The sequence below is a fragment of the Rhodococcus sp. D-46 genome (assembly GCF_011290655.1).
Classification (GTDB): Bacteria; Actinomycetota; Actinomycetes; order Mycobacteriales; family Mycobacteriaceae; genus Rhodococcus_F; species Rhodococcus_F qingshengii.
The window spans coordinates 304,383-329,651 of record NZ_JAANTF010000011.1; the positions used below are offsets into that span (position 1 = coordinate 304,383).

Here is a 25,269-nt window from a genome sequence, read left to right on the forward strand (position 1 = left end):
GCGGCATGGATACGACTCCGTTGTCGCGCATGCCGCTCAGCCTTGCCGTGTCGGGACGAATCCGCGCTGCCATTCTCGACGGTTCACTCCCGGTCGGTGAGGCATTGCCCACCGAACAGGAACTTGCACAGACGTTCTCGGTGGGTCGATCGACGGTCCGTGAGGCCCTTCGGGTCCTGCAAGCGCAGGGATTGTTGACCGGCGCGGACACCACTTCTACTGCCAGGCCTCGGGTGACGCACGAGCATACGGCCGATTCCGCGGCCACAGCTCTCAGCACGGCGTTGCAGGTGGGTGCAGTTCCATTGGGCGATCTTGTCGAATTGCGAGTGCTGCTCGAAGCTGCTGCGCTGCGCACTGTCGTCGCGGTGCCGAACGGCGCCCGGGATGCGATCGAGCGGATGCGCGTCGCAACCCTTGCCGACGACTCGGTCGCATTCCACGACGCCGATGTCGACTTTCACGTTGCGCTGGCCGGAGCCGGCGGGAACAAGGCGTTCGGGTTGGTCATGACGGTTCTCCGCGACAGCATCGCCGGCTACCTGCTGAGTGAACTCGACTCGCGCGAGAACTCGGCGGCCACGCTCGGCGCACTGTTGGCAGAGCACGAGGGTATCGCTGACGCGATCGAGCGCGGCGCAGCTGACGAGGCCGCCGTTTTGGTCGAGCGCCATGTGCGCGGATTCTACGAAGGACGAACACAATGACCACGAGTATCGATCTGTTGGATGAACGCTTGCAGAAAGCGGTGGGGGACAGGGCGACAACCGATCCCGACCGAATGGGCGCGTACGTCCGGGATCAATCACTGCTCACCGCAGCCGGAAGGCCCGCCGCGCTGGTCAAGGCGAAGACGGTCGACGACGTCGTTGCGGTCATGACGGTGGCGCACGAACTCTCCGTTCCCGTGGTGACACGAGGGGCAGGTACCGGGTTGGCCGGCGCCGCCAACGCACTCGACGGATGCATCGTCTTGAGCGTCGCGGGCATGGATCGCATTCTCGAGATCGATCCTGCCGCGCGCACCGCCACGGTGGAGCCTGGAGTGATCAACGGTGACCTGGCGGAAGCTGCTGCACAGCAGGGACTTTGGTACGTACCGGATCCGGGAAGCCGGTCCATCTCGAGTATCGGCGGCAACCTGGCGACAAATGCAGGCGGCATCTGTTGCGCCAAGTACGGCGTCACCGGTGATCACGTTGCGGCCCTGACGGCGGTACTCGCCGACGGGCGTGTGATCCGTACCGGTGCACGGACGCGCAAAAACGTTGCGGGGCTGGACCTGACACATCTGCTCGTCGGGTCGGAGGGCACTCTCGCGGTCATCGTCGAAGCCACGATGCGGTTGCGTACGGCGCCCACTGCCGCGACCACTGTGGTCGCCTTCTTCGATTCCGCGGAGTCCGCGATCGATGCCGTCCTCGCCGTGTCGGCGGTGGCCGAACCGTGTCAGATGGAGTTGATGGACGACGTCACCATCGGCGCCGTCAATCGGCTGACCAAGATGGGGCTGGACGAATCGGCCGGGGCGATGCTGCTCATCCAGTGCGACGGTAGGTCGGCGGCCGCCGAGGCAGCGGACTGCGCCGCGGCGTGCGAAAGTGCCGGGGCCCGAGAGGTTTTCCACACCGACGATCCGGTGGAAGGTGAAGAGTTCACCGCCGCGCGCCGCATGGCCTTGCCGGCTCTCGAGGCGTTGGGCACGGTACTTCTCGACGACGTCGCGGTGCCGGTGCCGGCGTTGCCGTCCATGTTGGAATGCATTCGTGAAGCGGCCGATCGCCACGGCGTCACGATCGGAACCTTCGGTCACGCCGCCGACGGCAATCTCCACCCGACCATCGTGTTCGACGCTGCCGAATCGGGTGCGCAGGATCGTGCGCGCGGAGCTTTCGACGACATCGTTGCCGGCGCACTGGCGTTGGGCGGAACGATCAGCGGTGAACACGGTATCGGGGTTCTCAAAGCGCCGTACATGGCGGACATGGTCGGCCAGACCGAACGCGAAATGATGCTTGCAGTCAAGGCCGCATTCGATCCGAAGAACGTTCTCAATCCCGGACGAGGTATCTGAGCGGTTCGTCCGTGCCTCAGTCGCCGGAAATTGCGCTACCAGACGAACGTGTTGCCGCACGACGCTTTTCAAGTGACGATGGCCCTCATGAAGCTGTTGATGCTCGGAGGAACACGGTTCCTCGGCCACGCTCTCGTCGATGACGCTTTGGTCCGGGGCTGGGAGGTGACAGTGCTCCATCGTGGGCTCACCGGAGCGCCACCACCTACAGCGGAGGTCCTGTTCGCGGATCGCACCGATCAGCGTGCGATGGTTGATGCGCTCGGTGATCGTCGATGGGATCTTGTCGTCGACACCTGGTCGGGTAGCCCCCGAGTGGTCGGTGAGAATGCACGCGTTTTGCGCGGTCACGTCGACCGGTACGCATACATCTCCAGTGGATCCGTCTACCAATGGGGCTTGCACGTAGACGAGACCTCACCAGTGGTGGCCGCATCTGCGACCTCCGCTGACTACAGCGATTACGCGTCCGCCAAACGCGGGGCCGAACTCGCTGTCCTGGAATCCTTCCCGGACGCGTTACTCGCGAGGGCAGGTTTGATCCTCGGCCCGCGCGAGGACATCGGGCGGTTGCCGTGGTGGCTGCAGCGCATCGCGGCGGGCGGACGTGTCGTTGCTCCCGGAGTGCCGACCAGACCGTTGCAGTACGTCGATGCCCGCGACATCGCAACCTTTGTCCTGGCCGGACTGGCCGCCGGGATCAGCGGGGCATACGACGTCAGCAGCCCGTCCGGCCACACCACTACCTCCGGGCTCCTCCAGGCGTGCGTGGTTGCCACCGGTTCGGACGCTGAACTCGTGTGGATCGGCGAGGACAGGCTGGCCGCTGCGGGAGTGCAGCCGTGGACACAACTTCCGTGTTGGGTTCCGCAGGAGGGCGAGTTCGCGGGCTTCCTCGAAGCCGACACCGCCAACGCGGGGCAAGCAGGGCTGCGGTGCCGGCCCGTCGAAGACACCGTGCGCGATACCTGGGAGTGGATGCAGCGGGAAACTCTGCCGACTCAGCGGGAGGATCGTGCGGTGCACGGCCTTCCATCCGAGATCGAAGAGGAACTACTCTCCGCCGGACAGTGAAACGAGTCTGGCCCGGTTCGCATTCGAACCGGGCCAGACTCGTGAAAGACGATCGATCAGGCGTACAGGTCGCTGATCTTGGTCTTGTGAGCTTCGTGAATGATGTTGCGCTTGAGCTTGAGCGTCGGCGTCAATTCACCGGTCTCCTGGGTGAAGTCGACCTCGAGGATCGTGTACTTCTTGATCTGCTCGGGGTTGGAGACCTTCTTGTTCGCGTCGGCAACGGCCGAGTCGATCTCGGCGATCAGGTCGGCGTTCTTCACCAGATCGGCAATCGGGGTGCCGGCGGGCAGGCCGTTGCGTTCGACCCAACCGGGCAGAGTCTCCGGATCGAGGGTGATCAGTGCACCGATGAACGGCTGACCGTCGCCGACGACGAGGCACTGGCTGATCAGAGCGTGCGCGCGCAGGGAATCTTCGAGGCCTGCCGGTGCGACGTTCTTGCCGCCCGCGGTGACGATGATTTCCTTCTTGCGTCCGGTGATGGAGACGTAGCCCTCGTTGTCGATCGAGCCGAGGTCGCCGGTGTGGAACCAGCCGTCGACGATGGATTCGGCAGTGGCCTTCTCGTTGTGCCAGTAGCCGGCGAACACGACCGGGCCCTGCAGGAGGAGTTCGCCGTCCTCGGCGATCCGTGCTGCATGGCCGTTGATCGGCTTGCCGACGGTGCCGACGCGCTGCGCGCTCGAGGTGTTGACGGTGATTGCGGCGCTGGTCTCCGTGAGTCCGTAGCCCTCGTAGATCGGGATGCCGACGCCGCGGAAGTAGTGGCCGAGGCGCGCGCCGAGGGCTGCGCCACCGGAGACTGCACGCTCGCACTCGCCACCCAGAGCTGCGCGCAACTTCGAGTAGACGAGCTTGTCGAATACCGCGTGCTTGAGCTTGAGTGCCAGTCCGGGGCCACCCTTTTCGAGGGATTCGCTGTATTCGATGGCGGTGGCAGCAGCCTTGTCGAAGATGCTGCCCTTACCGCCGTCGACTGCCTTCTGGCGAGCCGAGTTGTACACCTTCTCGAACACGCGGGGCACCGAGAGGATGAAGTTGGGCTTGAAGCCGGCGAACTGCTCGAGCAGCGTCGTCAGGTCCGACGTGTGGGCGACGGTGACCTTGGCGTCGAAAGCGCCGAAGGAGATCGCCCGCGCGAATACGTGGGCAAGCGGCAGGAACATCAGAGTCTTCTTGCCGGGGACCATGGACTCCGGCATCGCCAGGCGGCAGGCGTTGGACTCGGCGTAGAAGTTGGAGTGCGTCAGCTGGACACCCTTGGGGCGTCCGGTGGTTCCGGAGGTGTAGATCAGGGTCGCGGGCGAGGCAGCGGTGACCTGGTGACGACGAGTGTGCAGTTCTTCGTCGGTGATTGCCGAACCGCGACTGGACAGCTCGTCGATCGCACCCGACTCGATGACAAGAACCTCGCGGAGGGCTTCTGCGCCGTCGGTGACTTCCTTGTGAGTCTCCGCGTGCTTGGCCGTTTCGACGACCAGAAGTGTCGTCGCTGAATCCTCGAGGATCCACTGCGCCTGATCAGGGGAGGAGGTCTCGTAGATCGCGACGGTGCATCCGCCGGCAGTCCAGATGGCGTAGTCGAGAACGACCCACTCGTAGCGAGTCGCTGACAGGATAGCGACGCGGTCGCCGAGCTCGACACCTGACGCGATCAGGCCCTTGGCAACTGCGGAGACCTGCTTCGCGAATTCAGCTGCAGTGACGTCGACCCATCCACCGTTCGACGGCCTCTTGAACGGCACGAATGTGGGGTCTTCTTCGGCGTGACGGAACACGGAGTCGGCCATGGATACGTTCTCCGGAATTGAGAACGACTGTGGAACTGAGAACTCGCGCACTATTGACCCCTCCAGTGACTACTGACATTTCTGATGTGCATTGCATCACATTAGTCGTCATTTTGCACTGTCGTTACTATTCGGTAGAACTGGTCGGGCGCTGACCTGCAGTTTAGTGTGACCGCCTGTTTACAGGTACTCAGGCGACGTGTTGGAGCGTGCGACCGTGCACGGACAGCCACCGCCGAATTGCGTAGTCCAATCGGTCCGGATCCACTCCGAGTTGCTCTGCAGTAGCTGCAAGGATCTCCGAGGTGTCTCCCGGCAACTCGGTGGTGCCGAGTGTCGCGCTGATGAAGGTGTCGGCAGCGGTCCCCAGATCGGTGTGCGGAATTCCGGCCAACATCAACAGGTGGGCCCAGGTCACTTCGGAACCGTCTCCGCACGCGTCCACCCAGGCATGGTGAACGGCTTCGAGAGCGTTGTCGGAATCGGCGGCCGACAGCAGGTCCTCGACGCTGTTGATCCGCAAGTGATGGAGTTTCTCGGCGACCTGTTGGATGTGCCGTGCCTCGATCGGGACACCCGTCGCCGTGTAGCGACGCTTGTACGAGCCGATCTTGCCTGCCCACTGGTCCGAACTGCCGGCTTCCTCGAAGGTGCGGAGTAGTTCACGTGCGCCATCCGTGACGGGTTTGTCCTCGCGGGCTTTCCGGTACGCCAAGTAGCGATCGACGACGGTCACTTCGCTGTGACCCGACGTGGACTGAACGGATTCGATGATGCACAGGGCGAGGCTCTGTCGATAAGCGTCTGACGCAACCCAGGCGGAAGGGTCGCCCAGGCGGTCACGGCACGCAGCTGCGACGGCGTCGACGGTATCGGTCGAGATGGTCACGGTTCCTCCAGAAAGCCGAATTCTTTTTGTTCCATTTGGGCTATCGGCACCGAGGAGCGAAATGTTGCACACATCACAAATTCTCAGAGATCTCTTGGACTGTGCTCAGGCTGGAGAGGTGTGCACTCAGGCGAGGAAGGACAGCACTTCGTCGTCGCTGAGTTGATGAAAGTCCTCGAATGCAGCACCGACGCCGCCTAACAGGGCAGGAACGAAGGGGCAGACGACCCGATCGGCGGAGCACGCGATCACTCTCATGGCTTCGGGGGACGCTACTGGGACCGCGACGATCACGGCGGCAGCACCCGCGGTGCGCGCGCATCGGCAGGCAACGGCGGCACTCGCGCCCGTAGCCATTCCGTCGTCGACGATCACCGCAGTGCGTCCGTGGAGGGAAACCGGGGTCCGCCCCTCGCGCAGGAGATGCGCCCGCCGTTCCAATTCGGTTCGCTCGTCGCGTTCGACGGCGACGAGTTCTCTTTTCGAGACGCGAACCGCTGCGATGACGTCGTGGTTGAGGACCCGCACGCCGCCCTCACCGATAGCGCCCATCGCCAGTTCCGGGTTGTACGGACTGCCGAGCTTGCGCACCACCACGACGTCGAGCGGAGCGTTCAGTGCCGCAGCCACCTCGGCTGCGACCGGAACTCCGCCGCGCGGGAGTCCGAGAACGACGGGCTTGTCGATACGCAAGGTCTCGAGCCGCCCGGCCAGAAATTTGCCGGCGGAAGATCGATCCCGATACTGGGTCACTGCGTTGTCCTCGAGAAGCTCGAACCCCGACCAGTTCGACGCTACTCGCTGCAGGTCACCGCGACGAGACTGTGAACCTCCGCAGCGCGAGAGCAGGATTCTTCTCGCGTACCTCGGCGATGCGAGCAGCCGAAACGAGTGCGGTGGTGACCCCGACCTGCTCGCCAAGGGAACACATCACGACGCCCATCGGGTCGACGATCATGCTGGCACCCGCGCCGCCGCGCGCGCTCTGATCTGCCGCTGCGATGTACATCGTGTTCTCGATGGCCCGGGCGCGCACGAGAGTGGTCCAGTGGTCTTCCTTGAGCGGCCCCGGCACCCACTGGGCGGGCAGGAGCAAGATGTCTGCGCCGACGTCGACGATGCGCCGGGTGACTTCCGGGAAGCGCAGGTCGTAGCAGGTCTGGAGGCCGAAGGAAAGGCCGTCGCACCCGAAAGTCTGCGGTTCGGTGATCGCGCCCGCGCGTATCACGGCCGACTCCTGGTAACCGAAGGCGTCGTAGAGATGCAGTTTCCGGTAGGTCGCCACCAGTTCGCCGTTCGGGTCCATCGCGACGAGGGTGTTGGAGATTCTGCTCACGTCGTCGATCCGCTCGTTCATTCCTGCCACGAGGAAGATTCCGAACTCCGCGGCGACCGACGCCAGCGCCGAACCGAATTCGCCGTCCAGGTCCTCCGCGGACTCGATCAAACGCTCATCCGTCTTCGGTGCGGTGAACATCGAGTATTCCGGCGCCACGACAACTTTCGCGCCGCGTGCTGCTGCATCGGAAGCCAGTGATCGCAGTGATTCGAGGTTGGCTTTCTTGTCCGTCCCCGGGGCGAATTGGGCAATCGCGACAACGGTCTGGGAGGGGGTGGCTGCGGTGGCTTCGGTCATGCTTCCTACGCTAGGCGAAACCCGCTGGGAGGGTGGATCTGTCGTAAATGCACCCCCGGTATGTCGTCGTGTCTATACTCTATCCGCTAAACTGCTGGTCAAATGAGTGATATTGAGCGTGACCCCGAACCCCCAACATTTGCCGACCTCGACATCGATGATCGGGTACTGAAGGCACTGTCAGACGTGGGCTACGAGTCGCCCTCGCCCATTCAGGCTGCCACCATTCCGCCGCTGCTCGAAGGCAAGGACGTCGTCGGTCTCGCACAGACCGGTACCGGCAAGACCGCAGCCTTCGCAGTTCCAGTCCTGTCGCGGATCGACACGTCGATCAAGCAGACCCAGGCGCTGGTGCTTGCTCCCACGCGTGAGCTGGCGCTTCAGGTTGCCGAGGCCTTCGGCAAGTACTCCGCGCACATCCCCGGACTCAACGTCCTGCCGATCTACGGTGGCCAGAGCTACGGCGTCCAGCTGTCCGGACTGCGCCGCGGTGCGCACGTCGTCGTCGGTACGCCTGGTCGTGTCATCGACCATCTCGAAAAGGGCACCCTGGATCTGACCAATCTCAAGTACCTCGTTCTGGACGAGGCCGACGAGATGCTCAAGATGGGCTTCCAGGAGGACGTCGAGCGCATCCTCCGCGACACCCCCGGCGACAAGCAGGTCGCTCTGTTCTCGGCAACGATGCCCGGCTCGATTCGCCGGATCTCGAAGCAGTACCTGAACAATCCGGTCGAGATCACCGTCAAGTCCAAGACGTCGACCGCCTCGAACATCACGCAGCGCTACATTCAGGTTGCTCATCAGCGCAAGCTCGATGCACTGACCCGAGTCCTCGAGGTCGAGGCATTCGAGGCGATGATCATCTTCGTCCGTACCAAGCAGGCCACCGAAGACCTGGCGGAGAAGCTGCGGGCCCGCGGGCACTCGGCTGCCGCGATCAACGGCGACATCGTCCAGGCACAGCGTGAGCGGACCATCGGTCAGCTCAAGAACGGCGCCCTCGACATCCTCGTCGCGACCGACGTTGCTGCTCGAGGCCTCGACGTGGATCGAATCTCCCACGTCGTCAACTACGACATCCCGCATGACACGGAGTCGTACGTCCACCGCATCGGTCGTACCGGCCGCGCCGGTCGTCAGGGTGACGCGTTGCTGTTCGTCGCCCCGCGTGAGCGTCATCTGCTCAAGTCCATCGAGAAGGCGACCCGTCAGCCGCTTGCGGAGATGCAGCTTCCCAGTGTCGACGACGTCAACGCCCAGCGCGTGGCCAAGTTCGGTGACTCCATCACCGAGAGCCTGGCCTCGGAGAATCTCGCGATGTTCCGCAAGATGATCGAGGACTACGACCAGGAACACGACGTTCCGCTCATCGACATCGCTGCCGCTCTGGCGTTGCAGTCGCGCGACGGCGAAGCATTCTTGCTTTCTCCCGAGCCGCCGGCACCGCCGCGTCGTGAGCGCGAGCCTCGTGAACCACGTCCTCCGCGTCGTTTCGACGACGGACCGGCCCCGCGCTCGCGTGGGCCCGAGGGCCAGGAGTTGGCTGCTTACCGCATCGCCGTAGGCAAGCGTCACCGCGTCGTTCCGGGTGCCATCGTCGGTGCCATCGCCAACGAGGGTGGGCTTCGTCGAAGCGACTTCGGGCACATCAGCATTCGCCCGGATCACAGCATCGTCGAGCTGCCGGCCGACCTCTCCAACGAGACTCTCGAAGCTTTGCGTCGCACACGCATCTCCGGCGTCCTGATCCAGCTGCAGCCTGATTTCGGGCCGCCGCAGGGACGTCCGAGTGGCCGTGGAGACCGTGGTGGCCGGGACGATCGCGGTGGACGTGACGACCGCCGCGGTGGCGGACGCGATCGCTACAACGACTGACCTACAGCTTCAACGACTGACATAAAGACTGAAACAGGCGCTGCCCTCCGCGAGGAGGACAGCGCCTGTTTTCTGTGTGTGTGTGTGTGGGCAAGGCGCTGCGCGGTATCAGATCGGCGTCGGTGCGAGGGCGCCGTTCTTCCGGGCGTTGGTGTCGAACTGCGTGCGGTACAACTCGGCGTAGCGGCCGCCGCGCGCGAGCAGTTCCTCATGGTTGCCGCGCTCGACGATCTGGCCTGCCTCGACGACAAGGATCAGGTCCGCGGAACGGATCGTCGACAATCGGTGAGCGATCACCACCGCAGTCCGCCCGGCGAGTGCTTCGCCGAGTGCTTCCTGAACCGCAGCTTCCGACGTCGAGTCGAGATGCGCGGTGGCCTCGTCCAAGATGACGACGCGAGGCTGGGCCAGGAGCAGGCGTGCGATGGTCAGGCGTTGACGCTCGCCGCCCGAGAGGCGGTAACCGCGTTCACCCACCACGGTCTCCAGTCCGTCGGGCAGCGACGCAACCAGGTCGGTGAGCCGTGCGCGCTCCAGAACCTCACGCAGATCTTCTTCGGTGGCATCCGGTCGCGCAAGGAGCAGGTTGGATCGAAGGCTCTCGTGGAACAGGTGCCCGTCCTGCGTGACCATGCCGACGGTCTCCCGGATGGAATCGGCACTGAGGTCGCGGACGTCGACGCCGCCCAACTCGACCGAACCGGAGTCGATGTCGTAGAGGCGCGGAATCATCTGCGCCACGGTCGACTTTCCGGCACCGGACGTGCCGACCAAGGCGACCATCTGTCCTGCTTCGGTGCGGAACGACAGGTCGTGCAACACGTCCTCGCCGCCGCGGGTGTCGAGGATCGCGACTTCCTCCAGGGACGCGAGAGACACCTTGTCCGCGGATGGGTAAGCAAAAGTGACGTTCTTGAACTCGACGGACACCGGGCCCTGCGGCACCGTGCGTGCATCGGGCTTCTCGGTGATGAGCGGCGCCAGATCGAGAATCTCGAATACCCGCTCGAAGCTGACCAGGGCGCTCATGACGTCCACCCGGGCGCTGGCCAGTGCGGTCAACGGTGAGTACAGCCGCGTCAACAACAGTGCCATCGCCACGACGGCGCCGGCGTCCAACTGTCCGCGCAGCGCGTAGAAGCCGCCGAGTCCGTAGACGAGGGCAAGAGCAAGGGCCGAGACCAGCGTCAGTGCTGTGACGAAGACGGACTGCAGCATTGCGGTCCGGACTCCGATGTTGCGCACACGCCTGGCGCGAACCGCGAACTCCGCAGATTCTTGCGACGGGCGGCCGAACAGCTTGACCAGAGTCGCGCCGGGAGCGGAGAACCGCTCCGTCATCTGGGTGCTCATGAGCGAATTATGGTTGGCTGCTTCACGATTGAGTGCTGCAAGTTTTGCGCCCATGCGCCGTGCGGGGATGACGAAGATCGGGAGAAGTAGCAGCGCGAGGACGGTGATCTGCCAGGAGATCCCGAGCATGACGATCAGCGTGATCACCAGGGTGACCAGATTGCTGACCACTCCGGACAAGGTGTCGCTGAAGGCGCGCTGAGCGCCGATGACGTCGTTGTTGAGACGGCTGACCAGTGCTCCGGTTCGAGTTCTGGTGAAGAACGCGATGGGCATCTTCTGGACGTGATCGAAGACGGTGGTGCGCAGATGCAGGATCAGGTCTTCGCCGATGCTGGCCGAGAGCCACCGGGTCAACAGTCCCAGAGCGGCTTCGAGAAGTGCAACCAGTGCGATCAGGGCGGCAAGTTTGACGACCACGTCGACGGCGTCGCCGCCGACTATCGCGTTGACCACGCGCCCGGCCAGGACAGGTGTTGCCACGGCAAGCGCAGCAGTGACGACACTCAGTACGAGGTACCAGCTGAGGTTGCGTTTCTGTGGAACTGCGAACGTCGCGATCCGCTTCAGTGTCGCCTTCGAGAACGGGCGCCGATCTTCTTGCGCGTGCATCGCGTTGTACATCGCGTTCCACGCGGTGACTTCCATACTCATGACTTCGCCCCTCCGGTCGCCGGCCACGAAGATTACGTGGCCGGTACGACACGAAGGTAGAACCTCAACCAAACTTCAGGTCAAGTGCGGCCTCAGCGGGCCACGTCGACCACCACGCGAGGAGGGTCGCTGAGCGTCGTGACCGTGAACGGCTGCTTCTCGGTCACGCCGATGAACGACTGCGTGACTCCCTCGAAGACGTTGGACCCGTTGACCTCGGTCACGACTCCGCCGACGCCGGGGACCGGGTTGGGGCCGGAGTACTGCTCGACTCCGCTGTCGAAGGGATATGCGGAACCGTCGATCAGGACCTGGATCACTGCGGCACCCTTGATGTCCACGGGCTTACCGCTGCCTTCCTGCGTCGCCGCGTCGACGTACTTGACGCGCCAACCGGGTGTGCCGGCTCCGCCCATTTCGTAGACGACACGATCGAATCCGTCGTGCTCGCCCACTCGGATGTCGACGACGGTGAGCTTGGATTCGGTGCCCGCAGCCGACGTCTTGTCGGAGCTGTCCGTCGGGACTGGTTCTGTGGTCGACGCTGCTGCACTCGAGGTCGAGGTCGAGGTGACGGCCGAGGTGGCTGCCGTGGGAGTGGTCTCCGCGTCCTGCGAACAGGCAGTCAGGCTCACGCCCACTGCGATGGCAGCGACAGCGGCAAATGATCTCGTCCGGTTCGTTGTCATGACTCGATCGTAGGGCTCGCGTTATCGGGATCCGCGGCGGCGGTGCCCGGAGTTACCTAACCGATATCGCCGTCGACATAGAGCCACTTACCCTCTGTTCGCGCAAATCGACTGCGTTCGTGGAGCATTCCCCGCTCGCGTCCGAATGTGTAGTGAGCGCGAAATTCCACGACGCCGTCGGAATCGAACAGCCCGCCCCGTTCGGTGTCCAGGATCTCCAACCGGAGCCATTTCTGGTCGGGGTCGAGATCGAGTTGGGCTGGGCGATGGTCGGGATGCCAAGTCCGCGTGAGATATTCGTCGTCCATCACAGCGAAAGCCGTGTAACGCGAACGCATCAGGGTTTCGGCGGTCGGTGCGTGCGCTACTCCGCTGATGTACTTGCCGCAGCATTCGGCCAACGCGTTGCCGCTGCCGCACGGGCACGGATCGGTCGGATTGGGTGTGGTGGGGCGGCGCGAAGTCACCGCCCCATTACAGCACGCGAACTCAGACCAGTTTGTGTTCGCGGTTCTCCCAGTACGGTTTGCGGAGGTCGCGTTTGAGGATCTTTCCGGTGGGATTGCGGGGAAGAATCTCGACGACGTCGATACTGGTCGGGCACTTGAACTTTGCGAGGCGTTCCTGTGTATAGGTGATCAGTTCGGCTTCGTCGATCTGCGCTTCGGCAGTGAGAACCACGACAGCCTTGACGGTTTCACCCCAACGGTCGTCGGGAACGCCGATGACCGCGACCTCGGCGATTGCCGGATGCTCCACCAGTACTCGTTCGATCTCGGGGGAGTAGACGTTCTCGCCGCCGGTGATGATCATGTCCTTGAGGCGGTCCTCGATGAAGACGAAGCCGTCGGAGTCGGCGCGGCCCATGTCGCCGCTACGTAGCCACCCGTCTGCGGTAATCGTTTCGGCCGTCGCCTCGGGCTTACCCAGGTATCCGGGTGTGCACTGTTCGGATCGCCACCACAGTTCACCGGTCGTTCCGGTGGGCACGTCCTCGAGCGTGACGGGGTCCACCACGCGCATCTCGACGCCGGGGATCGCCGTACCTGCCGATGCCATGCGCTCGACCTGCGACTCGTCGCGGTGAACGTCCGGCATCAACGCGGTAATGACGCCTGCCATTTCGGTCATGCCGTAGACCTGCACGAATTCGGTGTCCGGCCACGCTGCGAGTGCCGCGCGCAACAGTGGGAGCGGCATGGGGGCGGCGCCGTAGGTGATGCGTTTGAATGCTTTGAAGGCGGCGACCGCCTGCTCGCCTGCGGCCAGGACTCCGGCAATGACCGGTGGGACGAGAAAGGCGATGTTGGCTCCGGCGGCGAGACCGGCGAAGATCGACGGTCCGTCGGCTTCTCTCGTGAAGTAACAGCGGCCACCGGTGTGAATTGCCATGATGGCGTAGCACGTTCCGCCGACGTGGAACATCGGCATCGCGATCAAGAATCGGTGATCCTCGTGGGCCGGCAGGATTTCGAGGACATTGTTGCTGTGCGCGAACAGGTTTCGATGCGTGAGCTGGACACCCTTGGGGCGACCGGTCGTCCCGGAACTGTAGAGAACCAGAGCGGTGGCATCGGGGCTCACCTCGGGGCGGGAGTGCAGCGGTGTGACCTCGTCGATCCACGGCTCGAATTCGTCGTGTTCACCGCCGACGGCGAAGATCGATTCGACGGCCGTCAAGCGGTCTCGCATCGCGACGACCTGGGGGAGTAGTTCGCTGCCGACGAACAGAATGCGAGCGCCACAGTCCGCGAGAACGTAATCCAGCTCTTCGCTCGAAAGTCGCCAGTTGGGAACGACATTCGCGGCGCCGAGTAGTGAGGCGGCGTAGGTGACTTCGAGACAGGACAGATGATTCTTGTCGACGAACGCGACAGTGTCGCCGGCACCGATGCCTGATTCGGCGAGGGCGGCGGCGATACGCAAGATGCGGTCCCGCCACTGAGCCCACGTGAATTCGGTCCCTTGGAAGGTCATCGCTGCTTGATCAGGCTTGACCGTCGCCCAGTGCTCTAGCCGATCGAAAATGATTCCAGCGGTGGCGTCGGACATTCGGCCGCCTCTCTCGTGTGATTGGTGTCACAAGGTTAATGTGCGCCCGGTCTTCGTATCGCTGTTTCCAGTCAATGCGCACAAGCAGGAGGGGTCGCATTCCCCCGACCCTGACCGGCTCGGCCGCAGATATCAGGGTGGTCCCCGATGGCGGGCGCGCCCGCCACCCGACAGGATGGAACCAACCATTGCGGGCGTCCGTGTTTTCACGGGCGCCCGTCACGCCCGCAAAGTAGCACCGAAGTGAACAGGAAAGGCGATCATGAGTTCGCACGCCCAGGATGTCGCGGCCCGCGCAGTCGGCCTGTCCAAGACCTACGGCACCGGAGATACCCAGGTGCACGCCCTCAGTTCGGTGTCCGCAGATTTCGCCCGCGGTGAGTTCACGGCGATCATGGGGCCGTCCGGTTCCGGTAAGTCGACGCTGATGCATTGCCTCGCCGGTCTGGATTCCGCCAGTTCGGGTTCTGTTCTCATCGGTGACACGGAACTCACGACGCTTTCCGACAAACAGATGACCCAATTGCGACGCGATCGCATCGGTTTCGTTTTCCAGGCGTTCAACCTGGTGCCGACCCTGACCGCGCTCGAGAACATCACGTTGCCGCTCGACATCGCGGGACGCAAAGCGGACCCGACCTGGTTGAACAGCGTCCTGACCAAGCTGGGTCTCGGGGATCGCCTCGATCACCGGCCGGGAGAGCTCTCGGGTGGTCAGCAGCAGCGTGTGGCGTGTGCGCGTGCGCTGGCGGGTCAGCCGGAGATCATCTTCGGCGACGAGCCGACCGGAAACCTCGATTCGAAGTCCTCCGGGGAGGTGCTCTCGATCCTGCGGGCGGCCGTGGACGAGTTCAACCAGACCGTGGTGATCGTGACGCACGATCCGCGGGCAGCGGCGTACGCCGATCGTGTCGTGTTCCTCGCGGACGGCAAGATCGTCGACGAATTGCGTGAGCCGACGGCGGATTCGGTCCTTGATCGTATGAAGCGGCTCGACGCTCCGCAGGCGGTCGTGAACGTGGAAGCCGGGGCTTGAGCACATGGCTTCGGTAAGTAACTCGCCGATGCGCAAGGTTTCCCTGCGCAACCTGGCGGCACACAAGGTGCGACTTGCGCTGACGGTTCTCTCCGTGGTGCTCGGCACGGCTTTTGTCGCGGGGTCGTTCGTTTTCACCGACACCCTCCAGAAGACTTTCGATTCGATCTTCGAGAACACCGCCCAGGGCGTCGACGTCCGGGTATCGATGGAAGAGCGCAACACCAGTGGCGTTCCGGTCGAGGATGTCGACAAACTTGCCGCAGTCGACGGTGTCCGAGCGGTAGCCCCGGCCGTCAGTGGACAGATCGTCCTGATCAACGCAGACGGCGGCGCTGTTCAGACCGGCGGCGCGCCGAGTATCGGTCAGTCCTACCTACCGCCGGGCCAGGCGATTGCCGAACCCGACACCTTCGTCGAGGGCGCGCCTCCGACGCAGACCGGTCAGGTCGCGCTGAACACCAGCGCCGCCGAGCGAGCCGGACTGAAGGTGGGGGACTCCGCCAAGGTTCTGGCACCGGCCCGCGGAATCGTGGACGTGACGTTGTCCGGCATATACGAGGGGGCGGGCAGTGACACCGGCGGGTTCATCGGCGCGCTCTTCACCGACGAGCAGGCCCGTGGACTCTTCACCGACGGCCAACACGTCGAGTACATCGACGTCGCGGGCGACGGGGTGTCGCAGACGGAACTGCAGCAACGCGTCGAGCAGGTTTTCCCCGATCTCAAGGTGCAGACCGGCGACCAGGTTCGTGAGGAGACCAAGGCCGAGGTCGACTCGGCGCTGAGCTTCATCAACTACTTCCTGTTGGCGTTCGGCGCGATTGCTCTGCTCGTCGGAACGTTCATCATCTACAACACCTTCTCGATGATCGTGGCGCAGCGTCTTCGTGAGCTGGCGCTGCTGCGTGCGATCGGTGCGAGCCGAGCGCAGGTCGGCCGTTCGGTGGTCACCGAGGCGCTCGTGGTCGGACTCATCGGCAGCATCATCGGTCTGCTCGGCGGTATCGGTCTCGCCTACGGATTGCGCAGTCTCCTCAACACATTCGACGTCGGTCTGCCGGAAGGCCCGCTCCAGGTGGGTGCCCGCACGATCATCGTCGCGTTGGTGGTCGGCGTCGTCGTCACGACGCTCAGCGCTTACGCCCCGGCTCGTCGTGCGTCGAAGATCCCGCCGGTGGCGGCCATGCGTGAGGAGTTCGCCTCCACCGGTGACTCACTGCGAGTGCGGACGTTGATCGGTGCGATTCTCGGCGTGATCGGTGTGGCACTGCTCGTGTTCGGCTCTCGCGGTACCGGTGGTGGCGCGGCGCTGATCGTCGGCCTCGGTGCGTTCTCGTTGATCATCGCGGTGCTTCTCGGGGCTCCCGCGCTGTCGCGGCCGATCGTCGGCGCGCTCGGTGCCGTGTTCGCCAAGCCGTTCGGTGCCATAGGGCGATTGGCTCGTACCAATGCGGTGCGCAATCCCCGTCGCACGGCCGCAACGGCATTCGCGTTGACTCTCGGTCTGATGCTGGTGACGGTCATCGGAGTGTTCGGTTCCTCGGCCAAGGCGAGCATCAATGCTCTTGTCGACGTGGGTGTTTCGGCCGACTACATCCTGACCGGTCCCAACGCGATCGGCGTGCCGCGAGGTGCGGCCGACGCGGTCCGACAGGTGCCCGACGTGCAGAGCGCGACGTCGTTGCACGGAGTGCGTGCGAAGGTCGACGGTGAGGACGAGCAGGGCGCTTCGTTCGACGGCCCGATCGAAGGCGTGCTCGAGTACAAGATCCTCGAGGGCACGGTCGATCTGACCGGCAACAACATGCTCGTCTCGAAGTCGACTGCGGATGACAAGGGCTGGACTGTCGGCTCGACCCAGACGTTGACCGGTCCTGGCGGCGTCGAGTACCAGACCGTTGTCGCGGGAGTGTTCGAGGACAACCAGCTGATCGGCTCGTGGATCGTCTCGGACGAGGCGTACAGGAAGCTGATGCCGGCCGAGAGTCTGCCGGACTTCGTGGTGCTGGTGAAGGCGAAGCCTGGCGCGGATCTGACAACGCTGCGATCCGAGCTCGAAACGGCCACGGAGAAGTACGTCGTCGTCCAGGTGCAGGATCGTGAGGAGTTCAAGGGAACTCAGGGCCAGCAGATCAACACGTTGTTGGCGATCCTCTACGGACTGCTTGCACTCGCGGTCGTGATCGCAATCCTGGGCATCATCAACACCCTGGCACTGTCGGTGGTCGAGCGGCGACGAGAAATCGGAATGCTGCGAGCTGTCGGCATGCAGCGCGGACAGATGCGACGCACGATCTACCTCGAGTCGGTGCTCATCGCGGTGTACGGCGCGGCGGTCGGAGTTGTTCTCGGCATCGCGTTCGGTTGGGCCTTCGTGAGCACTCTCGCGGATCAGGGCCTCGACAAGATCACGATCCCGTGGGGTCAGGTGGTCGGAATGCTGATCGGCTCGGGTGTGGTGGGTGTCTTGGCGGCGCTGTGGCCGGCCAACCGAGCGGCCAAGACGAAGCCGCTCGAGGCGATTGCAGACATGTAGGGCCTTCGGCCCCGTGCGCACTTTTGGTAGCGGAAGCAGCCGAAAGTGCGCACGGTACCGTTGCCACATGAGCACCCTTCAAGAAGTCGGCGAACGTGAATCCTGGCGCTGCTGGCTGTGTGACGAACCGGTCGATCCCGATATGTCCGTCAATGATCCGCGCGGCCCGAGTATCGACAGCATCAACACCGCAAAAAAGGGTGGCAAGACCAAAGGTGGCGTCGAACGCTTGGCGCACCGCGCATGCAACACCAAGAAGGGTGCGGTCAAACCTGTTGTGGAATGGCCGGATCGGCTGTTCGTCGTGGATCCCGCCCCGATCATCGGGGTCGTGGAGCAGCTCGAGCGAAAGGGTGGCCGCGTCGCCGTCGCTCGCTGCCCCGGCAAGGACGACGCCCAGGAAGCGTCGGATTGGTTGATCGATCGGTTGTCGCGTCTGGCTCCCGCGTTGAATGTCGAAACAAGTATCGACGCCGCGGGCGGGGGTTACCTGTTGGTCCTGAAAACCGTGTAGGGGGTCGGCCCTGAGTGCCGTCTTTTGCGGTACCTGTTCCGCCTCCATAGCTGTCGGGGTACGGTCGAACCGAACATGAATCCGGTTTCGAGTGCGAAGGAATCCCGATGAACCTGGCATTGACCGACGAGGAACTAGCGTTCCGCGACGAGATGCGGACGTTCTTCCGTACGCAAATCCCCGCGGACATCAGGGAGGCGTACGCCCACGGCGAGGAGTTGGGGCGCGACCGTATGGTCGAGGCGCAGCAGATCCTCAACGCTCACGGTCTGGCGGTACCGCACTGGCCGGTCGAGTGGGGCGGCAAGGACTGGACCCCGGTCCAGCACAACATCTGGCTCGACGAACTGCAGCTTGCGTCGGTTCCCGAACCTTTGGCGTTCAACGCCAACATGGTCGGTCCGGTCATCGCGGCCTTCGGCTCGCAGGAGCAGAAGGAGAAGTTCCTTCCGGCGACTGCCAACCTCGACATCTGGTGGTGCCAGGGATTCTCCGAACCCGAGGCCGGTTCCGATCTCGCTTCGCTCAAGACTCGCGCGGTCCGCGACGGAGACGACTGGGTCATCAACGGCCAGAAGACGTGGACGACGCTGGGACAGTACGCCGACTGGATTTTCTGCCTCGTGCGCACCAATCCCGATGCGCCCAAGCGTCAGGCCGGCATCTCGTTCATCCTTGTCGATCTGAAGACGCCTGGCGTCACGGTCCGCCCGATCAAGCTGATCGACGGCGGCTACGAGGTCAACGAAGTGTTCTTCGAGGACGTCCGCGTTCCGGGAGAGAACCTGGTCGGTGAAGAGAACCAGGGCTGGGGCTACGCCAAGTTCCTGCTCGGCAACGAGCGCACCGGTGTCACCCGCGTCGGGTTCTCGAAGGTTCGTCTGGCCCAGGCCAAGGCCCGCGCTGCCGAGGTCAAGGTCGGCAACGGAACACTGCTCGAAGATCCGCTCTTCGCTGCGCGCCTCGCCGAACTCGAAAACGAATTGCTTGCCCTCGAGCTCACTCAGCTCCGGGTGGTCGCCAGTTCCGCTGACGGCCAGCCGAACCCGGCGTCGTCGCTGCTCAAGCTTCGTGGCTCCGAATTGCAGCAGGCGAGCGTCGAACTGCTGATGGACGTGGCCGGCCCTGATTCACTGCCGTACGACGCGGGCAGCGACATCGCCTCCGCGAGCTGGGCGCAGCACACTGCCCCGACGTACCTGAACTACCGCAAGGTATCCATCTACAGCGGATCGAGCGAAGTGCAGCGCAGCATCATCGCCTCCTCGATCCTCGGATTGTGAGGCGTGGCATGGACTTCGAACTCAACGACGAACAAAAACTTCTCCGCGACACCACCAAGGATCTCCTCGCGCGTAGCTACGACGCCGAGAAGCGCAACGCGATCATCGACTCCGATCCCGGGTGGAGCCCGCAGGTCTGGAAGCAGTTGGCCGAGGTCGGCTTGCTCGGCCTGACATTCTCCGAGGACGACGGCGGCATGGACGCCGGCCCAGTGGAAATCGGCGCGGTCATGACCGAGATCGGTCGACGCTTGGCACCCGAGCCGCTACTCGACGCGGTCGTGACGCCGGGCGGCCTCATCTCCGAAGGTGGCAGTGCAGAGCAGCGTTCGTCGATTCTTCCCGGAGTGGCCGAGGGCACCACGTTCCTCGCGTTCGCCGACCAGGAACCCGGAATCCGTTGGCCGGCAACCGAACGGGCCACCGCGGCGGCCCAGGTCGACGGCGGCTGGACCATCACCGGTATCAAGAATCCCGTCGGCCACGGCGCGACGGCGGACATCTTGGTCGTGAGCGCTGCGCTCCCCGGCGGTGGCGTCGGACTGTTCCTCGTCAAGAGCGATGCCTCCGGTTTGGTACGCAAGTCCTACGCCACTCACGACGGGTTGCGCGGGGCGCAGATCGAGTTCACCGATACGCCGGCCGAAGCACTCGGTGAGGGCGGTGACGCTACTGCTCTGATCCAGGCCGCGCAGATCCGTGAGCAGGCCGCGCTGTGCGCCGAGGCTGTCGGAGCGATGGAAGAGGCGCTACGCCTGACCACCGAATACCTCAAGACGCGTAAGCAATTCGGGGTTCCCCTCGCAAAGTTCCAGACGCTGACACACCGCGCCGCCGACCTGTACGTCTCGCTCGAGTTGGCACGCAGCATGAGTCTGTACGCAACGATGTCCCTTGCCGACGGCGTCGTCGATCCAGTGATCGCTTCGCGGGTGAAGTTGCAGATCGGGCGTTCGGCTCGGCTCATCGGCCAGGAGGCGATCCAGATGCATGGTGGTATCGGTATGACCGCCGAGTACCCGGTGGGGCACTACGTGAGCCGACTCGTCGCCATCGAGCACACCCTCGGCAGCACCGAAGATCACCTTCGGGTGTTGGCCGCCGGTGTGGCTGATCACGAGATGGTCAGCGTGGTCTGATCTTTCACGAACGACGAAGGGGCCGCATTCCGTTCCAAGGATGCGGCCCCTTCGTCGTTCAGCGGTGATTGCGCAGGACGTCCAAGCGGAGTCGGCGCTGCTCGATGTTGACGGCGCTGTCGGTGAATGCTTGTTGCCACCCGGGGTCACTCGTTCGGGCCGCCGCGTCCTGCAGAAGCGGTACGGCGTCGAAAGGGAAGCGCGCCTGCACGCTTCGCAGGGTGGAAAAGTGACTGTGACGCGAGTGGATGCCCAAGTCCTCACCCGTCGCAGCATGATCCAGAGCTTCGTTCTCCAAGGCATTCAACAACTTTTCGGCGACGGCCAGGGGCCATGGGCGGTCGATGCCGTCGAGCAGTGCGCTGCCGTCGACGCCCAGAAGGTACTCGTCCGCGTGTCCGGCAACGATGTACTCGACGCGCTCGCGTGGGTCCGCGATGGCGACGATTCTCCGGTCCGTCGTGCGCCCGTCCCGCTCCAGAAATGCCGACGCCCACGCGGTGTTCTTCTGGAGAACGGTTGCGGCAATCCATGATTCGATCATCACCGCGCGCCATTGCTTCTCGATGGGGATGGTGAGGGCCTCGCGTGGCGAACCGGCCATAGATTCCCACAGAGTCAGCGGAGTGGCGGTCACGACTTGCCGTAACCACCAGCGCCGGATGCCCTTGTTCTTGTAGTGGACGTCTTCGATGCCGTCACGAAATGCGAGGTCGTCGAGCGAGCCGGGCAATCGGACGGCAAGGCGCGGCCGCAAGGGCTTCGTCTCGAGCCGCACCCAGGACCGAGCCCGAGTGACCATTCGAGAGGCAAACGGAGATCGGGGGAGTTGCCGTAGTAGTTGAATTGCACGCTCACGGACCCGCACGGCTGGATCGTCGAGTGCACGCTCGAGGAGCGCGTAGTCGTGTTCACCCAGCCCGACGTCGAGATGGTCGAGGAAGTGCAGCCGGCTTGCCGTGGCCTCGTCGTCCCAAGCGATCTCGAGCTCTTCGCTCGCCAGTTCCGGGTCGACCGTACGTATGTAATCGAACCAGGCCGTACGGTCGTCCGGATCGGGCGAAAGCCACAGCTCGTCCCGGCGTGATCCGATTCGTCGTAGCTGGGCCCAATCCGGGTTCTGCTCCGCCAGGTACTGCCCGCGTCGACCGGCGAGGCGAAGTAGCGCCTCGCGGTGCTCGGGATACTTCAGCGCGGCTTCCATGAAGAGCGGGACACTGGCCGCGGGCGCGAGGAATCCGCGTTGGTCGGCCATCGCGAACCATTCCGCGAGAGTCCAGGAACGAACCTGCAACAAGGAGTGAAGTTGTTCGATCGCGAGGTCGGGAAGCAGCGGTTGAACTGCTGGATCAGTCTTCGATGCGCGCGAGTGACCTGCGTGCGCGTCTGATCGCAGGGAGGTCACCCGCCTACGGTATGGCAGGGGTGCGTCGAGCTGGGTCGCAGGGGTCGGGCGCGTGTCGGCAGATTCTGGAACAGTGGTAGCCGGCGACCACAAGGAGGCGTGAGATGACAGACGGAACTGACGACGTCTTTGTCGTGGCGTCGGTGACCGAACGGCGAACGCTCATCTCCACCCGAGTGAGGGAGTGGTGTGCGGCGGGAACCGTCGAGTCGAACCGGCCGGAGTTGTCCGATGATGTCGCGCTGCTGATTGCCGGGGGGTATGGGGACGAGTCGACGCGATCGATCCTGGCGAACCGGCGCAGTGTCGGACGTTCGTTCCCGGAGATCGGCGGCTTCTCGGAGTTGCGGTATCTCACCGACGAGCTGGCCCGCACCAGGCGTCGACTGCTCGCAACTCGCATCGGCCCTGTTCAGGTTGTCCTCGAACGACGGGTGCAGGCGCTCGAGAAGCGCGTTCAGTCGATGCGATCGGCGATCGTGCATTCCAATCGTCACTTCGCGAGCAGTGTCCGTGCCATCCGCAAGGACCGGCGCGACGGCCTGCATCTCGACGTCGAGCAACGCGAGGCTCTCTTTGCCGGGCTCACCCGTACACCGGTTCCAGCCAAGCTGCCGGTGGGGCTCGGTGTCGTGGCCAGCAGTGGAAACGCAGCACTCGACAAACTCGCCGCCCAGTTCGGGAAGGTCCAGGGAACCGGTGTCATCGCCGATGCCGGAAGGCGCATCGCGGAAGTCCTCGACGGACTGGTCGATTCAGAACCCGAGGGACGCGCCGGTGAGTACGACGCCTTGCTTTACCTCGCCGGGAATCTGTTCGACCGGATCGAAAGCTCCAGCGCGTGGCATTCCGACCACTTCGTCATTCAACGCAACCAACTCGACCTGGCCGACGAGATCACCCAGATCGCGGTCGACACCGTCGCGCTGCGTTCGATTCTTGCGGAGTTGGACGACGCGGCTGCACTGGCACGCGACGAGGGAACCCGAGCCGGAATCGCTTCGCGCAGGGAAGCGCTCGGCGCGGTCTGGGACCAGCTGGTCGAGCGCGTGGCGGCCCTCGCGCGGATCGGTGACCTGGTCGCACGGGCCGAGGATCAGTTGAGTTCGCAGCGCGCGGTTGCGCATGCAGCGAGCCTCGACAGCCGGATCGACGACCTACTTGCGCGCTCCGGCTCACGTGAACTTTCGGCTGCAAACACGCACTACGTCGGGGATCAATTCGACGGTGTGGAAGAGCTGATGTTCGCTCACCGGGCGGCGCTTTACGGGGACATTGCACTGCTGACCTCTGGGAACGAGCGTCGGGCGCCGTAGTCAGGCCGTCGCCGGAGCTGTAAGGTCGGGGGTACTGACCGGCCACACGATCGAAGTAAAGGCCGGGATTTCGCTCAATGCTCGACCCCGATGCCGATCCGGTGATGCGGGCGTACCCGCTCGAGACAGGTCGATCATGGAAGACACCGCAAGCCGCGGCATCAATGCGTTCATTTCCGAAGCTACGCAGCGTGGGGGCAAGGCTGTCCGTCTCACGCACTCACGTCGTAATCCCGTCGAGGTGACGGGCGCTGACGGTGTCAGCCGAATCGTCCGCGTGCGTTCCAAGCTCGACGGTGACTGGCAGGCCAGGCGTCAGGACGAGTCGCTCGAGAGTGACGACACCCGCTCCGAGTTCTGGGTGTTCGTCGATCTGGCAGCAGATCCGCACGAGTTCTACATGTTGCCCTCCAACGAGGTCGCCGACGACATCCGCGCCGAGGTCGACCTGTGGATCATGGACAGCCCCGGACGTAATCGCACCGGCCATCACGCGATTCCGCGTGGGCGCGTCGTGCACGGTCACGATCGTTGGGATGCGCTGGGCTTGGCCGCGGTCAAGGATCCGAGCATTTACGTCGAGACCCCGGTTGCGACCAAGCGTAAGACGTCGCCGGTCGCCGCGAAGAAGCGTCGCGCCAGCGGTGTCGAGGAGATCGAAGTCGTCGACAATCGCCTCGAGATGACAGCCGATTGCCACGGATATCGCTGGGTCGGGCGCTTCGACGAAACCACCGAGGTCGTCGAGATCATGCGCGGACCGATGGAAGGCCGCCGATTCCCTGATCCGACCGCGGCCGCAAATGCCGTCACCGGTCACATCTCAGGCGACACCGAGAGCCATGACGGTTGGTCGTTCTGGACGATCAACAACACGGCCCTCGGCGCTCATCTCAAAACTGCTTGATCTCAGGCTCCGACTGCCGCCGACACCCGTTCGAGAGTGTCCAGTTCATTCGACGAGAGCACCAGATTCGGGGCATCCAGTAGCGCCGGGAGCTGCTCGGGCCGGCTGACGCTCGCGATCGGTGCGGTGATGCCCGGTCGAGTCAGCAACCAGGCCAGCGCGACGGTCGAGATCTCGCTGTCGTGTGCCTGCGCGATTGTCGCCAGTTCCGCGACGACGTCGAGTCCGGCGTCGCTGAAGTATCCGGCGGTCAGTCGTTCGCGGGAGCTGCCTTCGATGTCCGCGCGGGTCTTGTATTTTCCGGTCAGGAAGCCGGAAGCGAGAGCGAAGTACGGGAAGACGCTGATGTTGTTGTCGGTGGCGATCTGGGCAAGTTCGGGTTCGTACGACTTGCGGTGAACCAGGTTGTAGTGCGGTTGCAGCGCGATGGGCGCGGCGTAACCGTTCTCCTCGGTGATCCGCAGCCACTCCCGGACGCGGTCGGGGCTGTAGTTGGAGATTCCGAGATAGCGAACCTTGCCCGCGACGACCAACGCATTGAAGGCTTCGAGTGTTTCCTCGAGCGGAGTCTGTGGGTCGTCGAAATGCGCGTAGTACAGATCGATGCAGTCCGTCTGCAGGCGCTGCAGCGACGCCTCAGCTGCGGCCGCGATGTTGTCGGCCTTCAGGCCCTTGAAATCGGGATGGCTACCCACCTTGGTGGCGACGACGATGTCGTTCTGCAGTCCCCGATCGGTGATCCATTTCCCGATGATCGTTTCGGATTCCCCGCCGGAATTGCCGGGAGCCGACGCCGTGTACGAGTCGGAGGTGTCGATGAAGTTTGCACCGGCTTCGGCGAACGAGTCGAGGATCTCGAAGGACGTCTTCTCGTCTGCTGTCCATCCGAAAGGGTTGCCGCCCAAGCTAAGTCGGAAGATGTCGAGGTCCGAATTTCCGATGATCGCCACTGTGTGGAACTCCCGTCGATGAAGGTGGTCGCTGCATCCCGCACCGTACCCTCTCACGGCGCTGGCGATGGCGCGCCCTCGCCAGGTT

Annotated in this window: 21 protein-coding genes; 11 read left to right on the forward strand and 10 right to left on the reverse strand. The window is 63.9% G+C overall.

Features of this window, described 5'->3' with window-relative positions:
* Window positions 1–5: 5 nt before the first annotated feature.
* From G9U53_RS27785 to G9U53_RS27795, 3 genes are all read left to right on the forward strand, one after another.
* Complete coding sequence (locus G9U53_RS27785) at window positions 6–707, forward strand: FCD domain-containing protein (RefSeq protein ID WP_007736157.1); 702 nt, start codon at window positions 6–8, stop codon at window positions 705–707.
* Complete coding sequence (locus G9U53_RS27790) at window positions 704–2,074, forward strand: FAD-linked oxidase C-terminal domain-containing protein (protein WP_007736158.1); 1,371 nt, start codon at window positions 704–706, stop codon at window positions 2,072–2,074. The genes G9U53_RS27785 and G9U53_RS27790 overlap by 4 nt, the downstream gene beginning before the upstream one ends.
* A gap of 78 nt (window positions 2,075–2,152) precedes the next feature.
* Window positions 2,153–3,148 (forward strand): NAD-dependent epimerase/dehydratase family protein, encoded by a 996-nt coding sequence (locus G9U53_RS27795; protein WP_207624671.1) that lies wholly within the window; start codon window positions 2,153–2,155, stop codon window positions 3,146–3,148.
* A 56-nt stretch (window positions 3,149–3,204) separates the two neighbouring features.
* On the opposite strand, the gene G9U53_RS27800 is transcribed toward G9U53_RS27795, so the two are convergent.
* From G9U53_RS27800 to G9U53_RS27815, 4 genes are all read right to left on the reverse strand, one after another.
* On the reverse strand, window positions 3,205–4,992 hold the full coding sequence (locus tag G9U53_RS27800; protein ID WP_042450345.1) for a long-chain fatty acid--CoA ligase: 1,788 nt from the start codon (window positions 4,990–4,992) through the stop codon (window positions 3,205–3,207).
* 139 nt (window positions 4,993–5,131) lie between these two features.
* On the reverse strand, window positions 5,132–5,830 hold the full coding sequence (locus tag G9U53_RS27805; protein ID WP_003945151.1) for a hypothetical protein: 699 nt from the start codon (window positions 5,828–5,830) through the stop codon (window positions 5,132–5,134).
* Window positions 5,831–5,956: 126 nt separating this feature from the next.
* Window positions 5,957–6,583: a phosphoribosyltransferase family protein gene (locus G9U53_RS27810; protein ID WP_165639643.1), complete on the reverse strand. Its 627-nt coding sequence runs from the start codon at window positions 6,581–6,583 to the stop codon at window positions 5,957–5,959.
* A 55-nt stretch (window positions 6,584–6,638) separates the two neighbouring features.
* On the reverse strand, window positions 6,639–7,466 hold the full coding sequence (locus tag G9U53_RS27815) for a carbon-nitrogen hydrolase family protein (RefSeq protein WP_063316854.1): 828 nt from the start codon (window positions 7,464–7,466) through the stop codon (window positions 6,639–6,641).
* Between the two features lie 102 nt (window positions 7,467–7,568).
* Here G9U53_RS27815 and G9U53_RS27820 point away from each other — a divergent pair, with 102 nt between their 5' ends.
* Complete coding sequence (locus G9U53_RS27820; RefSeq protein ID WP_003945121.1) at window positions 7,569–9,344, forward strand: DEAD/DEAH box helicase; 1,776 nt, start codon at window positions 7,569–7,571, stop codon at window positions 9,342–9,344.
* Window positions 9,345–9,452: 108 nt separating this feature from the next.
* On the opposite strand, the gene G9U53_RS27825 is transcribed toward G9U53_RS27820, so the two are convergent.
* The 4 genes from G9U53_RS27825 to G9U53_RS27840 all read right to left on the reverse strand — a co-directional run bounded on the left by G9U53_RS27825 (window position 9,453) and on the right by G9U53_RS27840 (window position 14,092).
* Window positions 9,453–11,351 carry an ABC transporter ATP-binding protein gene (locus G9U53_RS27825; protein WP_019749303.1) on the reverse strand — a complete coding sequence of 633 codons (1,899 nt, stop codon included), beginning with the start codon at window positions 11,349–11,351 and terminating at the stop codon, window positions 9,453–9,455.
* A 92-nt stretch (window positions 11,352–11,443) separates the two neighbouring features.
* The gene (locus G9U53_RS27830; RefSeq protein WP_063316855.1) at window positions 11,444–12,040 is read right to left on the reverse strand and encodes a hypothetical protein; all 597 of its coding nucleotides are present in this window, start codon (window positions 12,038–12,040) and stop codon (window positions 11,444–11,446) included.
* Between the two features lie 56 nt (window positions 12,041–12,096).
* The gene (locus tag G9U53_RS27835) at window positions 12,097–12,507 is read right to left on the reverse strand and encodes a YchJ family metal-binding protein (RefSeq protein WP_042923391.1); all 411 of its coding nucleotides are present in this window, start codon (window positions 12,505–12,507) and stop codon (window positions 12,097–12,099) included.
* A gap of 22 nt (window positions 12,508–12,529) precedes the next feature.
* Entirely contained in the window at window positions 12,530–14,092 is a 1,563-nt protein-coding gene (locus G9U53_RS27840; protein ID WP_003945105.1) for a long-chain-fatty-acid--CoA ligase, read from the reverse strand.
* Window positions 14,093–14,354: 262 nt separating this feature from the next.
* On the opposite strand from G9U53_RS27840, the gene G9U53_RS27845 reads away from it, so the two are divergent.
* From G9U53_RS27845 to G9U53_RS27865, 5 genes are all read left to right on the forward strand, one after another.
* On the forward strand, window positions 14,355–15,128 hold the full coding sequence (locus tag G9U53_RS27845) for an ABC transporter ATP-binding protein (RefSeq protein ID WP_003945134.1): 774 nt from the start codon (window positions 14,355–14,357) through the stop codon (window positions 15,126–15,128).
* 4 nt (window positions 15,129–15,132) lie between these two features.
* Window positions 15,133–17,667, forward strand: coding sequence for an FtsX-like permease family protein (locus tag G9U53_RS27850; protein ID WP_019749299.1), 2,535 nt, complete (start codon window positions 15,133–15,135; stop codon window positions 17,665–17,667).
* A 67-nt stretch (window positions 17,668–17,734) separates the two neighbouring features.
* Window positions 17,735–18,181 (forward strand): hypothetical protein, encoded by a 447-nt coding sequence (locus G9U53_RS27855; protein WP_007736175.1) that lies wholly within the window; start codon window positions 17,735–17,737, stop codon window positions 18,179–18,181.
* Window positions 18,182–18,288: 107 nt separating this feature from the next.
* On the forward strand, window positions 18,289–19,464 hold the full coding sequence (locus tag G9U53_RS27860; protein ID WP_007736177.1) for an acyl-CoA dehydrogenase family protein: 1,176 nt from the start codon (window positions 18,289–18,291) through the stop codon (window positions 19,462–19,464).
* A gap of 8 nt (window positions 19,465–19,472) precedes the next feature.
* Window positions 19,473–20,603, forward strand: a complete 1,131-nt coding sequence (locus G9U53_RS27865) for an acyl-CoA dehydrogenase family protein (RefSeq protein WP_030536908.1) — start codon at window positions 19,473–19,475, stop codon at window positions 20,601–20,603.
* A gap of 58 nt (window positions 20,604–20,661) precedes the next feature.
* Here G9U53_RS27865 and G9U53_RS27870 read toward each other — a convergent pair whose 3' ends face one another.
* On the reverse strand, window positions 20,662–22,008 hold the full coding sequence (locus tag G9U53_RS27870) for a DUF5691 domain-containing protein (protein WP_165639644.1): 1,347 nt from the start codon (window positions 22,006–22,008) through the stop codon (window positions 20,662–20,664).
* 104 nt (window positions 22,009–22,112) lie between these two features.
* On the opposite strand from G9U53_RS27870, the gene G9U53_RS27875 reads away from it, so the two are divergent.
* Window positions 22,113–23,324, forward strand: a complete 1,212-nt coding sequence (locus G9U53_RS27875) for a hypothetical protein (protein WP_165639645.1) — start codon at window positions 22,113–22,115, stop codon at window positions 23,322–23,324.
* A 136-nt stretch (window positions 23,325–23,460) separates the two neighbouring features.
* Window positions 23,461–24,231: a hypothetical protein gene (locus tag G9U53_RS27880; RefSeq protein ID WP_003945109.1), complete on the forward strand. Its 771-nt coding sequence runs from the start codon at window positions 23,461–23,463 to the stop codon at window positions 24,229–24,231.
* Between the two features lie 2 nt (window positions 24,232–24,233).
* Here G9U53_RS27880 and G9U53_RS27885 read toward each other — a convergent pair whose 3' ends face one another.
* Window positions 24,234–25,181, reverse strand: coding sequence for an aldo/keto reductase (locus G9U53_RS27885; RefSeq protein WP_007732210.1), 948 nt, complete (start codon window positions 25,179–25,181; stop codon window positions 24,234–24,236).
* Window positions 25,182–25,269: the final 88 nt, after the last annotated feature.

Excerpts from the sequence above, each read along its gene's own strand:
- G9U53_RS27880 (WP_003945109.1), top strand. The coding sequence starts at position 23,461 with ATGGAAGACACCGCAAGCCGCGGCATCAATGCGTTCATTTCCGAAGCT.
- G9U53_RS27875 (WP_165639645.1), top strand. The coding sequence starts at position 22,113 with ATGACAGACGGAACTGACGACGTCTTTGTCGTGGCGTCGGTGACCGAA.
- G9U53_RS27815 (WP_063316854.1), bottom strand. The coding sequence starts at position 7,466 with ATGACCGAAGCCACCGCAGCCACCCCCTCCCAGACCGTTGTCGCGATT.
- G9U53_RS27785 (WP_007736157.1), top strand. The coding sequence starts at position 6 with ATGGATACGACTCCGTTGTCGCGCATGCCGCTCAGCCTTGCCGTGTCG.
- G9U53_RS27840 (WP_003945105.1), bottom strand. The coding sequence starts at position 14,092 with ATGTCCGACGCCACCGCTGGAATCATTTTCGATCGGCTAGAGCACTGG.
- G9U53_RS27830 (WP_063316855.1), bottom strand. The coding sequence starts at position 12,040 with ATGACAACGAACCGGACGAGATCATTTGCCGCTGTCGCTGCCATCGCA.
- G9U53_RS27845 (WP_003945134.1), top strand. The coding sequence starts at position 14,355 with ATGAGTTCGCACGCCCAGGATGTCGCGGCCCGCGCAGTCGGCCTGTCC.
- G9U53_RS27850 (WP_019749299.1), top strand. The coding sequence starts at position 15,133 with ATGGCTTCGGTAAGTAACTCGCCGATGCGCAAGGTTTCCCTGCGCAAC.
- G9U53_RS27820 (WP_003945121.1), top strand. The coding sequence starts at position 7,569 with ATGAGTGATATTGAGCGTGACCCCGAACCCCCAACATTTGCCGACCTC.
- G9U53_RS27865 (WP_030536908.1), top strand. The coding sequence starts at position 19,473 with ATGGACTTCGAACTCAACGACGAACAAAAACTTCTCCGCGACACCACC.
- G9U53_RS27790 (WP_007736158.1), top strand. The coding sequence starts at position 704 with ATGACCACGAGTATCGATCTGTTGGATGAACGCTTGCAGAAAGCGGTG.
- G9U53_RS27795 (WP_207624671.1), top strand. The coding sequence starts at position 2,153 with ATGGCCCTCATGAAGCTGTTGATGCTCGGAGGAACACGGTTCCTCGGC.
- G9U53_RS27825 (WP_019749303.1), bottom strand. The coding sequence starts at position 11,351 with ATGAGTATGGAAGTCACCGCGTGGAACGCGATGTACAACGCGATGCAC.
- G9U53_RS27860 (WP_007736177.1), top strand. The coding sequence starts at position 18,289 with ATGAACCTGGCATTGACCGACGAGGAACTAGCGTTCCGCGACGAGATG.
- G9U53_RS27855 (WP_007736175.1), top strand. The coding sequence starts at position 17,735 with ATGAGCACCCTTCAAGAAGTCGGCGAACGTGAATCCTGGCGCTGCTGG.